This window comes from Embleya sp. NBC_00888 (assembly GCF_045207655.1).
Classification (GTDB): Bacteria; Actinomycetota; Actinomycetes; order Streptomycetales; family Streptomycetaceae; genus Embleya.
On sequence record NZ_CP108784.1, the window covers coordinates 2,764,537 to 2,776,764 of the forward strand.

Sequence of the window (12,228 nt, forward strand, 5' to 3'; positions counted from 1 at the left end):
GCGATTCGTGACGAGGTGGAGCGTCAGGTGTTCACGGTCGTCGATCTGGAGACGACCGGCCTCGATCCGCAGGAGGCGCGGATCACCGAGATCGCCGCCGTACGCCTGCGCGGATCGGACCGTCTGGGCGAGTTCGCGACCCTGGTCGCGCCCGGCGTACCGATCCCGGAGTTCATCACCGACCTGACCGGGATATCCGACGACCTGGTGGCCGACGCGCCACCGCTGCGACTGGTGTTGCCGGCGTTCACCCGGTTCGCCGAGGACGCCATCCTGGTCGCCCACAACGCCCCCTTCGACGTGGGCTTTCTGCGTGCGGCGAGCCTCGCCTGCGACGCGCCGTGGCCCGATCTGCGGGTCGTGGACACGCTCGCGCTGGCCCGCGCGCTGCTGCCGCCGGGGACGGTGCCGAACATGCGCCTGGGCACGCTCGCGCGGTACTTCGAGGCGCCCACCGACCCGACCCACCGAGCGCTGGCCGACGCCCGGGCGACCGCGCACGTCCTGCGCGCCTTCATCGGCCGGATGCACGCGAGCGGCCGGCACGAACTGTCCGACCTGCTCACCCTGGGCCGGCCGGCCGCACCCAGGGTGTGGCCGGAGCAAACCACTTCGATCGGGTGAAGCCGCGGTCGCGCCACCGACACCACCCGGCGCACGTGCGCCGACTAAGCTCGGGCACCTTGTCGTCGAGAGCCGGAGGACTACCCGTGATCACCGCGATCGTGCAAGTCAAGACGCGTGTGGACCAGACCCCGGAAATCGCGGAGGCGATCGCCGCGATCGAGGGCGTGAGCGAGGTCTACTCGGTGACCGGAGAATTCGACCTGATCGCCATGGTGCGCGTCCGCGCCCACGACGACCTGGCCGACGTCATCCCCGGCCACCTCAACAAGGTCCCCGGCGTGGAGGCCACCACCACCCACATCGCCTTCCGCACCTACTCCCAACACGACCTCGAAGCCGCCTTCGCCATCGGCCTGGAATAACCCCGGTCCGGGCGCCCCAAAGCGCCCGGACCCAGCCCGTCCGGCGCTTGAGAACACCCCTCCCGACGCAATCAAAACCGCAGCCCCACCGCCCGACGACACCAAATCCAGCCCGGCCGGCGCTTGAGGCCAACCCAGCGGAGCCGACGCCCAGCGCCGGCCGAACACCAAATCAGCCCGTCCGGCGCTTGAGGCCACTCAGCCCGTCCGGCGCTTGAGGACACCCCCGGCGGGCCACCCCACCCCCGAGCCGGGCGCAGCCGAACCGCATCAACCCACCGAAACCCACCCACCCCAGCCCGTCCGGCGTTTGAGGACGCCCGGCCGGCGAGGCCAAAACCCCCTACGCCGCAGGCAATTGCCGCACGGAGCGCGGGTCCGCGTCCGGAACACACCGCCCCCCATCGACCGTGTAGCTCCACAACGCCCCACGCTCCACGATCTCCCGCACCGCCCCCGCGAAGCGGTCCAGGTGCTCGACGGGCGTCCCCAGGCCGAAGCTGACCCGGATCGCGTTGAGGTTCTGCTCACCCTCGGGCGCGTCCGGAGACCCGCACTCGCTCGGCTGGTCGGCCCGCCCGCCCAACAGGTGCCGCACCAGCGGATGGGCGCAGAACAGCCCGTCCCGCACGCCGATCCCGTACTCCGCAGACAACACCGCCGCGAACCGCGAGCTGTTCCACCCCTCGACCACGAACGAGAGCACCCCCACCCGCGCCGACTCCGGCCCGAACAGCTCCAGCGTCCGCACCGCCGGAATCTGCGCCAGTTGCGCCCGAAGGCGCGCGAGCAGCGCCTCCTCGCGGGCGACCAGCGCCGCCGGCCCCGCCTCGGTGATCGCCCGGCACGCGGACGCCAACGCGTAGGCGCCGATCACGTTCGGCGACCCCGCCTCGTGCCGGGCCGCACCGCGCTGCCACTCCACGTGGTCCCGACTGACCGCCTTGCTCGCCCCGCCGCCGGCCAGGTACGGCTCGGCCGCGTCCAGCCAGTCGCCCCGCCCGGCCAACACGCCGGAGCCGAACGGCGCGTACAGCTTGTGCGCCGACAGCGCGATCCAGTCCACGTCCAGGTCGGCCACCGACACCGGGTGGTGCGGCGCCAGTTGCGCGGCGTCCAGCACGATCCGCGCGCCGTGCCGGTGCGCGACCTCGGCCAGCTCGGCGACCGGGAAGAGCTCACCGGTCACGTTCGAGGCACCGGTCACACACACCAGCCGGGGCCCGTCGCCGGACCCGGCGAGCGCCGCCTCCAGCGTCGCGACGGCCTGCGCCGGCGAGGACGGCGCGGCCAACTGAGTCACCCCGGCGTGCCGGCGCCACGGCAGCAGCGCCGCGTGGTGCTCGGTCTCGAAGACGAACACCCGGGTGCCGCGCGGCAGTACCGACGCGAGCAGGTTGAGCGAGTCGGTGGTCCCGCGGGTGAACAGCAGCGTGTCGTCGGCCCGCAGCCCCAGGAAGCTCGCGACCGTGGCCCGGCTCTGCTCGTACAGGTCGGTGGACAACTGGGACAGGTAGCCGGCACCGCGGTGCACACTGCCGTAGTAGGGCAGGTATGTGGACACGTCGTCCCACACCCGCTGTAGACACGGCGCGCTCGCCCCGTAGTCGAGCGCGGCGTACTCGACCTCGCCACCGGTCACCAGCGGAACGAGCACGTCCCGCCCGACCACGGGCAGCGGCGCGGCGATCGCGACGTCACAGTCGAAGGCGGCGGCGGAAGCGGTGTCGACGGTCATCGCGAAACTCCTCGGCAGGCACGGAACACCGAGGCAAATGTCGCTGAATCGACATGGAAACGCACCGGGTGATCCGCTGGTGAAATGTGGTCTCAAAAAAGCGACGCGCGACGACTCAGCGCGTACAGATCAGGGCGATTCGCCCGTTTCGAGAAAGAGATTTCACGCCATCACATGCTCCCCAGGTACAGGACCCCCGGGTCACATGGAGCAATTGCCCGCCGTCATGCAAGGGGTCCGCGCTTGCCGGGGCGCCTTACGACGCCCGGCCGTGTCATCACCCGGGGCACCCCACCGCGGAGCGAGGGTTGCCGGACAGCAAGCCGGGGCTTTCCACTGTCACTCGTGACCTGCGCAGAATTATTACCAGACGGAGCGCCCCGCGCAACGACGGCCCCACCATTCCCACATCCTGGACGGCACGACGCCGGGCGGGTCGACCACGACCCACCCGGCGTACGGTCTCCCGCCCGGACCCGCTATCCCCGCGCGAACGACCGGGTCGTGGCCACCCAACGATCCAGCGCGGCCTGCGCCGCGCCCGAGTCGATCGCCTCGGCGGCGCGATCGATCCCGGCCGCCAACTGCTGGGTCAACGATCCCTCTCCCGGGCCCAACGCGGCCAGCGCCGCGGCCGAGTTCAACAACACCGCGTCGCGCACCGCGCCCTGCTCGCCCGCGAACAACTTCCGGGCCACCTCCGCGTTGAACGCCGCGTCGCCGCCGCGCAACGACTCGATCCCGTTCAGCGGGATGCCCAGGTCGCGCGGGTCCACCCGGTCCTCGCGCACGTCGCCGTCCCGCACGATCCACACCTGCGACGTGGTCGTGACGGTCAACTCGTCAAGCCCGTCGTCGCCCCGGAACACCAGCGCGGTCGCACCCCGATCGGCCAGCACACCGGCCACGATCGGCGCCATCCGCAGATCCGCGACCCCGATCGCGTGGAACCGGACCCGGGCCGGATTGGTCAACGGCCCCAGGAAGTTGAACGTGGTCGGCACCCCCAGCTCGCGCCGCGCCTGCGCGGCGTGCCGCAGCGACGGGTGGAAGCGCTGGGCGAAGCACAGCGTGATGCCCGCCTCCTCGGCAGTCCGGGCCACCTGCTCCGGGGTCAGGTCCAGCACCACACCGAGCGCCTCGAGCACGTCGGCGGCACCGCTGGACGAGGACGCCGCCCGATTGCCGTGCTTGACCACGGTCTCGCCCGTGCCCGCGACCACGATCGCGGACATCGTCGAGATGTTCACCGTCCGCGCGAGGTCGCCACCGGTGCCGACGATGTCGACCGTACGGCCGGGCACCTCGATCGTCGACGCGTGCGCGTACATCGCCCGCACCAGACCCGAGACCTCGTCCACGGTCTCGCCCTTGGCCCGCAGCGCGATCACGAACCCGGCCACCTGCACCGGCGTCGCCTCGCCGGTCATGATGTGGTCCATCGCCCACGCGGTCGCGTCGGCCGGCAGGTCGTCGCCGCGCATGAGCGTCGCCAGGAGGTCCCGCCAGGAACGGGCCGCCGGGTTGCCGCCGCTCTTGTTCGTAGAGGCCGAGGCGCCCATGGTCCGCTCCCGCTGTGTCATCGGATGAGTCCGCGACAGCGTACCCACCGCGCCCGTCGCGGCCGGGTGGTTATCCGGGATGCGGTCAGGCCGGCTGGCGTCCCGCGATCCGGCCCCGGATCAGGTCGGCGGCCGCGTCCGCGAGCGTACGCGGATCCAGCGGGTGGGCGACCACCGCGTCCGCCCGGCACCACGTGGCCAGCCACGCGTCCTGCGGACGGCCGACCAGGGTCAGCACCGGCGGGCAGTTGTAGATCTCGTCCTTGAGCTGACGACACACACCCATGCCACCGGCCGGGGCGGTCTCCCCGTCCAGGATCACCAGATCGATGCCGCCCTTGTCCATCGCCTCGATCACGGCGGGCTCGGTGGCGCACTCCAGGTATTCCACGAACGGCACGTCGACGGCGGGCCTGCGCCCGAGCGCGAGGGTGACCTTCCGTCGGGTGTTGCGGTCGTCGCTGTACACGAGGACGGTCATGGTCTCGCCGCGCGTCATGTCCACCTGCCTGTGTCTGGGCTGCGTGTGTTCAGGGCTGCATATGTTCAGGCTGCGCATGTTCGGTACGGGCAACACTCGGATCGACCCGGATGTTAGCGCTTTTCGGCACGAAAATGTGTGCCTCGTCACGCGCTCGTCCCGCTCCCGGCCGGCCCCGGTGCGGCCCGGGCGGCACCGACCGCACCCCCGACGCACCCCGAATCACCCGCGCGCGAGCACCTCGTAACCCTCGGCGTCGCCGCCCAGGCGCTGGGCCAGGCCCGCCATCCGGGTCCGCTCCCGGGCCGGCTCCAGGCCGGTGATCACCTGCTGCCGGGAGATCAGCACCCGCAGCGGCCGCTCGTCCGGGGCCGGCGCCACCACCCGCCAACCGTCCGGCGTCAGGATCCGGGCCGCCTCGTCGGCCGCCGCCAGGTCCGGCAGGGTCAGCACGTGCCGCATCACGAACGGGCCGGTCTCCACCGCGACTCCGGCGGCCCGCATCTGCGCGACCACCGCCGAATCGGCGCGCGAGGGGTCGAAGCAGGACCCGACCACGACGAGCGTGCCGTCGTCGACGAGCACGGGAGCGGGTTCCGGTCGCCGCCGGCGCAGGAAACGTTCCAGGATCATGCCGCGACGCTACTCGGCCGCGGCGGCCGGCCGCGGCTCGGGCCCGCGGGCCACCCGGACGGCCGAGTCGGCCTCCTCCGTTTGGGCAGAGTCACCCGGAAGAGTGCTCTTCGACACGGGTTTTCCGGCGTCCTCCAAGCCCTGCTCCGCACCGCCCCCGGCCTCGGCCGCCTCGCGCGCCAACCGCTCCTCGCGCGCCTTGCGGCCGGCCTCGATCAGTTCGAGTCGATCCAGCCGGCGGTCCTCCCGGACCGCCTCGCGCTCCGACGCCCGGGCCCACTGCACGAACAACACCAGGAAGACGAGCAGTCCGATGATGTCGCCGCTGCCCCACAGGATTCCGCCCGCCGTGCCCTGGTCCGAGAGCGGACTCGCGCCCCAGTCGCGACCGAGGTCGTTGTACCAGTCACCGGCGAGCACGTTGGACGAACTCATGATCGCGATACCCAGCCACGCGTGGAACGGCAGCGTCGCGAACACCGCGAGCAACCGCATCGGATGACTCGCGCGCGGCATCGGGTCCAGACCCAGCAGCGGCCAGAACCACATGCAGCCGATGATCACGAAATGCACGTGATTCATGTCGTGCATGAAGGTGTTTCGCAACGTCAGCTCGTACCAAGGGGTGAAGTACAGGGCGAACGGGTTGAGCACGAAGAGGAACCCGGCGAAGGCGGGGAAGGTGACCACCTTCGCGTATCTGCTGTGCAGCAGGGCGTTGAGGCGATTGCGCCACTTGATCGGCAGGGTACGCAGCGCGAGTGTGATCGGCGCCCCGAGCGCCAGGAAGATCGGCGTGATCATCGCCAGCACCATGTGCTGAACCATGTGCACACTCAGCAACACGGTGTCGTACGCGGCCAACGCCGACTCGGTCGCGAGCAGGAACGTGCCCAGCCCCAGTCCCAGGAAGGAGAAGCTCCGCCACCGCGACCACGAGTCCCCACGGGCCCTGAGCTTGTGCACCCCGTACAGATAGAGGCCACCGAAGAGCATCGCGACCAGGATCGGGATCGGCTCGAACACCCACCCGGTCAGGAGCCGAATGGGGGTCAGTTCCGGCGGTACGTTCCCAGGGGTCGCGTGCGCCAGAAACACCCCGGCGTCGCCTGCAGAGCCACTCACGGAACCAGAGCCTAACCCGGACACGTTGTACAAAGGTTGCCCCCCGAAGTGTGGGCAGATCCGGCGACCGCAATAATGGCCGCCGTGGCGACAGCAACTTCACTAGAAACCGGGCCCCCCTCACACGGGACGCTCAACCGTCCCAACTTGGTCAGCATCGGCACGATCGTCTGGTTGGCGTCCGAGCTGATGTTCTTCGCGGCCTTGTTCGCGATGTATTTCACGATCCGCTCCGTCACCGGCGCGGACGCTTGGCGTGAGCACGCCAGTGAGCTGAACATCCCGTTCTCGACGGGCAACACGACGATCCTCGTGCTGTCCTCGCTCACCTGCCAGCTCGGCGTCTTCGCGGCCGAACGCGGTGACGTCAAGAAGCTCAGAATGTGGTTCGTCATCACCTTCGTGATGGGCGCCGTCTTCGTCGGCGGCCAGGTGATGGAGTACACGGAGCTGGTCAAGGAGGGCACGACTCTCTCGTCGTCGGCTTACGGTTCGGTCTTCTACCTGACCACCGGCTTCCACGGCATGCACGTGACAGGCGGTCTGATCGCCTTCCTGCTGATCCTCGGGCGCACCTACGCGGCCCGACGGTTCACGCACGAGCAGGCCACGGCCGCAATCGTCGTCTCGTACTACTGGCATTTCGTCGACGTGGTCTGGATCGGTCTGTTCTTCACGATCTACGTCATCAGGTAGACGTCCCGACACTTACTACGCAGACGACATTGGACCGGGGTTTTCCGTGAAAAAGCTCTCCGCGCGGCGACGCCACCCCTTGGCGGCGATCGTCGTACTCATCTTCGCGCTCGCGGCCACGGGGGGTCTGTACGCCGCGTTCGCGCCTGCCAAGAAGGCGGAGGCCGACGATTCCGCCTCCATCGCCGTCGAGGCGGGCAAGAAGCTCTACCTGAGCGGATGTTCGACCTGCCATGGGCTCGACGCCCAGGGTTCCTCCGACGGCCCGTCCCTGATCGGCGTCGGCGCTGCCGCCGTCGACTTCCAGGTGTCGACCGGCCGGATGCCGCTTCAGCAGCCCGGCGCCCAGGCGCCGCGCAAGCCCGATGTCTACACTCCCGCGCAGGTCGAACAGCTCTCCGCGTACATTGCCTCCCTCGGCGTCGGGCCCAAGATCCCGACACCGAACATGTACGCGCCCGACGGCAACATCGTCAACGGCGCCGAGTTGTTCCGCACGAACTGCTCGCAGTGCCACAACTTCTCCGGTGAGGGCGGCGCCCTGACCGAGGGCAAGTTCGCGCCGCCGCTGAAGGACGTGGACCCGAAGCACATCTACGAGGCCATGATCAGCGGCCCGCAGAACATGCCTTTGTTCCCGGACAGCACGATGCCCGAGCAGCAGAAGAAGGACATCGTCACGTACGTCCACGAGACGACCAAGAAGGAGCCGAACCCCGGCGGCCTGGGTCTCGGCCGGCTCGGCCCGGTCTCCGAAGGCTTGTTCGGCTGGATCATCGCGCTCGGTCTGCTCATCGGATGTGCGATCTGGATTGCCGCTCGGACCCCCAAGGCCAGGACCAAATGAGTAGCCAGGACAAGTCTGAAGTGCCTGAAGAGCACCTGCCCGAGGTACCCGCCTCGGCACATGTTCCGGCGGAAGGCGACCCGTTCGCCGACCCCGGCCTGCCGGCCCACGAGCCGCGCGTCACCGACATCGACGAGCGGGCCGCCAAGCGCGCCGAGCGTCAGGTCGCGTTCCTCTTCGTGATCTCGATGTTGTCCACGATCGGTTTCATCTGGGCGTACGTCGGCATCGACAAGTACCGCATCATCGACATCTTCTTCTTCGGGAAGATCGGTGCCCAGAACCTCGCGCTCGGCGGCTTCCTCGGCCTCGCGCTGTTCTGCATCGGCGCCGGCGCGATCCACTGGGCGCGCACGTTGATGACGGACGAGGAGATCGTCCAGGAGCGGCACGAGTTCACCTCGGACCCGGAGACCCGCGAATACGCGATCCGGGAGTTCACCCAGGGTGCCGCGGACTCGGTGATCGGCCGTCGGCCGCTGATCCGGCGCACGATGATCGGCGCGATGGCCCTGGTGCCGTTGTCCGGCGTCGTGCTGCTGCGCGACCTCGGTCCGCTGCCCGGCACCAAGCTGCGGCACACCGATTGGAAGCCGGGCGTCGAGCTGATCAACGAGGCGACCGGCCTGCCGATCAAGCCGGACGACATCATCCAGGGCTCGCTGACCATGGTGCTGCCCGACGGCCTGGTCGAGAAGTACGGCCCGGACGGCGAGAAGGAAGAGCTCTCGCACGGCTGGCTGGAGAAGGCGGGCATGTCCGCGGTCCTGGTGGTCCGGCTGGAGCCGGAGGACATCAAGTCCCAGAAGGAACTGGACTGGGGCTACCAGGGCATCGTGGCGTACTCGAAGATCTGCACCCACGTGGGTTGCCCGATCGGCCTGTACGAGCAGCAGACGCACCACCTGCTGTGCCCGTGTCACCAGTCCACCTTCGACCTGGCGGACGACGGCAAGGTCGTGTTCGGCCCGGCCGCTCGCTCGCTGCCGCAGTTGAAGATCCATGTGAACGAGGCGGGTAACCTCGCCGCGACGCAGGACTTCGCCGAACCGGTCGGCGCGAGCTTCTGGGAGCGTGGCTGATGTCGAGCGAACAACCCAAGGGTGGGGCGGACAAGAGCACCCCGATCCCGAACAACGCGGCCGTTCGCGCGGCCGACGCGCTGGACAGCCGGCTGGGCATCTACGGCGCGGCGAAGAAGAACCTGCGCAAGGTCTTTCCGGACCACTGGTCCTTCATGCTCGGTGAAGTGGCGCTGTACAGCTTCATCGTGCTGCTGCTGACCGGTGTCTTCCTGACGCTGTTCTTCAAGCCGAGCATGCAGGAGGTCGTCTACGACGGCTCCTACGTGCCGCTCCAGGGCATTCACATGTCCCAGGCGTACGCCTCGACGCTGGACATCAGCTTCGACATCCGCGGTGGTCTGGCGATGCGTCAGATCCACCACTGGGCCGCGCTGATCTTCGTGTCGTCGCTGTTCGTGCACATGTTCCGGATCTTCTTCACCGGGGCGTTCCGCAAGCCGCGCGAAATAAACTGGCTGTTCGGCTTCCTGCTGCTGATCCTGGCCATGGTCAACGGCTTCACCGGCTACTCGCTCCCGGACGACCTGCTCTCCGGTACGGGTCTGCGGATCGCCGAGGGTGTGGTCCTGGCCATCCCGCTGGTCGGCACGTACGTGCAGTTCTTCCTGTTCGGCGGGGAGTTCCCGGGCGAGGACATCGTGCCCCGCCTGTTCACCATCCACGTGCTGCTGATCCCGGCGATCATGGTCGGCCTGGTGACCGTGCACCTGATCCTGGTCTTCTACCAGAAGCACACCCAGTTCCCCGGCCCGGGCAAGACCGAGAAGAACGTGGTCGGCCTGCCGCTGCTGCCGGTCTACGCGGCCAAGGCCGGTGGCTTCTTCTTCATCGTGTTCGGCATCACCGCCGCCCTCGGCGGCATGGTGCAGATCAACCCGATCTGGGCCTACGGTCCATACAACCCGGGTCAGATCACGGCGGGCTCCCAACCGGACTGGTACATCGGGTTCCTCGAGGGATCCCTGCGCATCATGCCGAACTGGGAATGGAACATCTGGGGCCACACGCTCAGCTTCAACGTGCTGATCCCGTCCCTGGTCCTGCCCGGCGTGCTGTTCACGTTCCTGGCGATGTACCCGTGGATCGAAGGCTGGATCACCGGCGACAAGCGTGAGCACCACCTGCTCGACCGCCCGCGCAACATGCCGGTGCGCACCGGCCTGGGTGTCGCCTGGATCATCTGCTACGGCGTGTTGTGGGTCTGTGGTGGCAACGACATCATCGCCACCCACTTCCACATGTCGATCAACACGATCACCTGGATCGGCCGCGTCGCGTTCTTCGTCGCGCCCGTGCTGGCCTACCTGGCCACGGTGCGCATCTGCAAGGGTCTGCAACGGCGCGACCGGGACAAGGTCCTGCACGGTCGCGAGACCGGTGTGATCAAGAAGCTCCCGCACGGCGAGTTCGTGGAGATCCACGAGCCGCTGGACGCCGGGGTGCGGCACACCCTCACCGCGCACGAGCAGCCCAAGCCGTACGAGCTCGAGCCGGCCGAGGACGAGAACGGTGTGGCCCGCAAGGTCAAGCGTTCGCAGAAGCTGCGCTCGAGGATGTCGCACTGGTACTTCGCCGAGCCGATCGAGAAGCCGACGGCCGAGGAGTACAAGGAACTGACCAGCGGACACGGTCACCACTGACGCGACCGGGGCCGGGCTGCTGACGCCACATCGGCACGACCCGTAGGACGCGCAGGAACGACGAAGGGCCCTACCGGATCTTCCCGGTGGGGCCCTTCGCGTCGCGCCCCGCAGGCGGCCGTACAGTGGCTTCACGGGAGCGCCGGGCGGCGGGCCCGGAGTTGCCGAACGGCCGCGTCAGAGCTGCCGGGTGGTGGCCGGGCCGGTCGTGCTGTGGGTCAGCCACTGCGACCAGTCCAGGTTCCACTCGCCGTAGCCGTTGCCGATCGGCTCCATGCTCTTGGCGTCGCCCGTGTTCACCACGGTGACCACGTCGCCGACCTTGATCTGGTCGTAGAACCACTTGGCGTTCTCGTCGCTCATCCCGACGCAGCCGTGGCTCACGTTCTCCCGGCCCTGCGAGCTCACCGACCACGGGGCCGCGTGCACGAACTCGCCGCTCCAGGTGACCCGGGTGGCCCAGTAGACGTCCAGCCGGTAGCCGTCGCTGCTGTCCGCGGAGATGCCCACCGTGGTGCCGTCCATCAGCACGTGCGGCGACTTGCCGAGCACCACCTTGATGCCCGACCGGGTGGTGAAACCGGGCTTGCCGGTGGTCACCGGCATCGTCTTGATGTCGACGCCGTTGCGCTCGAGGCTCAGCGTGTGCGCCGCGGCGTCCACGGTGGCGACCACGGCGTCGCCGACCTCGAAGTCGACCACCTTGCCGGGGCCGCCGTAGACGCCGTTCCCGAAGTCGACGCCGAGCAGACTGGTGGCCACCGAGACCCTGGTGTTCACCGGCCAGTAGTCCTTGGGCCGATAGCGCACGGTCGTGTCGTCCACCCAGCCCCACGCGCCCTCGACCGGCGTGGACGCGGACACCTGGAGTCGCCGCTCCACCTCGGCACGCAGCGCCGGGTCGGTGACCGGCCGCTGCAGGGTGACCGTGATCGGCATGCCCACGCCCACCTTCGAGTCGGCCTCCGGCAGCACCGAGTCCACGCGCGTCTCGGCGTCCGGCGTGAGCGTGGTGAACGACTCGGTCCGGGTCGAGGTCAGCCCGTACGCGTCGACGGCGGACGCGGTCAGCGTGTACCTGCTGCCGTAGGCCAGCGGTTCGGAGTTGGACCACGTCGTGTCGCCGGCCCCGTTGCCGCCCGGCACCGGCTTGCCGTCCGGGCCCACCAGGCTCACCGCGTACAGCCGCCCGTCGCCGGCGGTGACGGTGATCGGCCGGCCCGGCTGGGCGGGACGATCGGTGCGCACGTCCACCGCGAGGCGGGCGACGCTCTTGGCGGGTCGGTGGATCTCGGCGGTGCGCTGCTTCTCCCACGTCCCGCATCCGGCCACGAACACGAGTGGCAGCGCCGACGCGAGGGCCCAGCCGAGCCGGCGGACGCGAACAGCTCTGTCCCGATTCACTCACGACCTCCAGCCGTGCCGGCCGATC

At 69.2% G+C, this 12,228-nt stretch carries 12 protein-coding genes and 1 riboswitch; of the genes, 6 read left to right on the plus strand and 6 right to left on the minus strand.

The genetic code is table 11. From position 1 onward, the window contains the following. Positions 1-27 precede the first annotated feature (27 nt). Positions 28-624, plus strand: coding sequence for an exonuclease domain-containing protein (locus tag OG948_RS11075; RefSeq protein ID WP_406295847.1), 597 nt, complete (start codon positions 28-30; stop codon positions 622-624). 86 nt (positions 625-710) lie between these two features. After that, the gene (locus tag OG948_RS11080) at positions 711-989 is read left to right on the plus strand and encodes an Lrp/AsnC ligand binding domain-containing protein (protein ID WP_020552991.1); all 279 of its coding nucleotides are present in this window, start codon (positions 711-713) and stop codon (positions 987-989) included. A 343-nt stretch (positions 990-1,332) separates the two neighbouring features. On the opposite strand, the gene OG948_RS11085 is transcribed toward OG948_RS11080, so the two are convergent. The 5 genes from OG948_RS11085 to OG948_RS11105 form a co-directional block, all read right to left on the minus strand. Then, positions 1,333-2,727, minus strand: coding sequence for an aminotransferase class V-fold PLP-dependent enzyme (locus OG948_RS11085; RefSeq protein WP_406295849.1), 1,395 nt, complete (start codon positions 2,725-2,727; stop codon positions 1,333-1,335). A gap of 234 nt (positions 2,728-2,961) precedes the next feature. Next, positions 2,962-3,078: riboswitch (SAM riboswitch) on the minus strand. Between the two features lie 128 nt (positions 3,079-3,206). After that, the gene (gene trpD / locus OG948_RS11090; protein WP_406295851.1) at positions 3,207-4,310 is read right to left on the minus strand and encodes an anthranilate phosphoribosyltransferase; all 1,104 of its coding nucleotides are present in this window, start codon (positions 4,308-4,310) and stop codon (positions 3,207-3,209) included. Between the two features lie 64 nt (positions 4,311-4,374). Beyond that, positions 4,375-4,788, minus strand: a complete 414-nt coding sequence (locus tag OG948_RS11095; RefSeq protein ID WP_020552994.1) for a response regulator transcription factor — start codon at positions 4,786-4,788, stop codon at positions 4,375-4,377. Positions 4,789-4,992: 204 nt separating this feature from the next. Next, positions 4,993-5,403 (minus strand): hypothetical protein, encoded by a 411-nt coding sequence (locus OG948_RS11100; protein WP_406295853.1) that lies wholly within the window; start codon positions 5,401-5,403, stop codon positions 4,993-4,995. Between the two features lie 9 nt (positions 5,404-5,412). Continuing rightward, positions 5,413-6,528, minus strand: a complete 1,116-nt coding sequence (locus OG948_RS11105; RefSeq protein ID WP_406295855.1) for a cytochrome c oxidase assembly protein — start codon at positions 6,526-6,528, stop codon at positions 5,413-5,415. Positions 6,529-6,603: 75 nt separating this feature from the next. Here OG948_RS11105 and OG948_RS11110 point away from each other — a divergent pair, with 75 nt between their 5' ends. Genes OG948_RS11110 through OG948_RS11125 form a run of 4 tightly spaced genes read left to right on the plus strand, consistent with a single transcriptional unit; the run spans position 6,604 to position 10,796 of the window. Beyond that, positions 6,604-7,224, plus strand: a complete 621-nt coding sequence (locus tag OG948_RS11110) for a heme-copper oxidase subunit III (protein WP_406300228.1) — start codon at positions 6,604-6,606, stop codon at positions 7,222-7,224. A 46-nt stretch (positions 7,225-7,270) separates the two neighbouring features. Continuing rightward, positions 7,271-8,071, plus strand: coding sequence for a c-type cytochrome (locus OG948_RS11115; protein ID WP_406295857.1), 801 nt, complete (start codon positions 7,271-7,273; stop codon positions 8,069-8,071). Continuing rightward, entirely contained in the window at positions 8,068-9,153 is a 1,086-nt protein-coding gene (locus OG948_RS11120; protein ID WP_406295859.1) for a Rieske 2Fe-2S domain-containing protein, read from the plus strand. Before OG948_RS11115 ends, OG948_RS11120 begins: the two co-directional genes overlap by 4 nt. Then, positions 9,153-10,796: a cytochrome bc complex cytochrome b subunit gene (locus OG948_RS11125; protein WP_406295861.1), complete on the plus strand. Its 1,644-nt coding sequence runs from the start codon at positions 9,153-9,155 to the stop codon at positions 10,794-10,796. Before OG948_RS11120 ends, OG948_RS11125 begins: the two co-directional genes overlap by 1 nt. A 177-nt stretch (positions 10,797-10,973) precedes the next feature. Here the strand turns inward: OG948_RS11125 and OG948_RS11130 are convergent, their stop codons facing one another. Beyond that, complete coding sequence (locus tag OG948_RS11130; RefSeq protein ID WP_406295863.1) at positions 10,974-12,200, minus strand: Ig-like domain-containing protein; 1,227 nt, start codon at positions 12,198-12,200, stop codon at positions 10,974-10,976. Positions 12,201-12,228 lie beyond the last annotated feature (28 nt).

Bases quoted from the DNA above. Each gene is read 5' to 3' on its own strand.
- OG948_RS11100 (WP_406295853.1), bottom strand. From the start codon at position 5,403: ATGATCCTGGAACGTTTCCTGCGCCGGCGGCGACCGGAACCCGCTCCC.
- OG948_RS11095 (WP_020552994.1), bottom strand. From the start codon at position 4,788: ATGACGCGCGGCGAGACCATGACCGTCCTCGTGTACAGCGACGACCGC.
- OG948_RS11110 (WP_406300228.1), top strand. From the start codon at position 6,604: ATGGCCGCCGTGGCGACAGCAACTTCACTAGAAACCGGGCCCCCCTCA.
- OG948_RS11085 (WP_406295849.1), bottom strand. From the start codon at position 2,727: ATGACCGTCGACACCGCTTCCGCCGCCGCCTTCGACTGTGACGTCGCG.
- OG948_RS11125 (WP_406295861.1), top strand. From the start codon at position 9,153: ATGTCGAGCGAACAACCCAAGGGTGGGGCGGACAAGAGCACCCCGATC.
- trpD (WP_406295851.1), bottom strand. From the start codon at position 4,310: ATGACACAGCGGGAGCGGACCATGGGCGCCTCGGCCTCTACGAACAAG.
- OG948_RS11120 (WP_406295859.1), top strand. From the start codon at position 8,068: ATGAGTAGCCAGGACAAGTCTGAAGTGCCTGAAGAGCACCTGCCCGAG.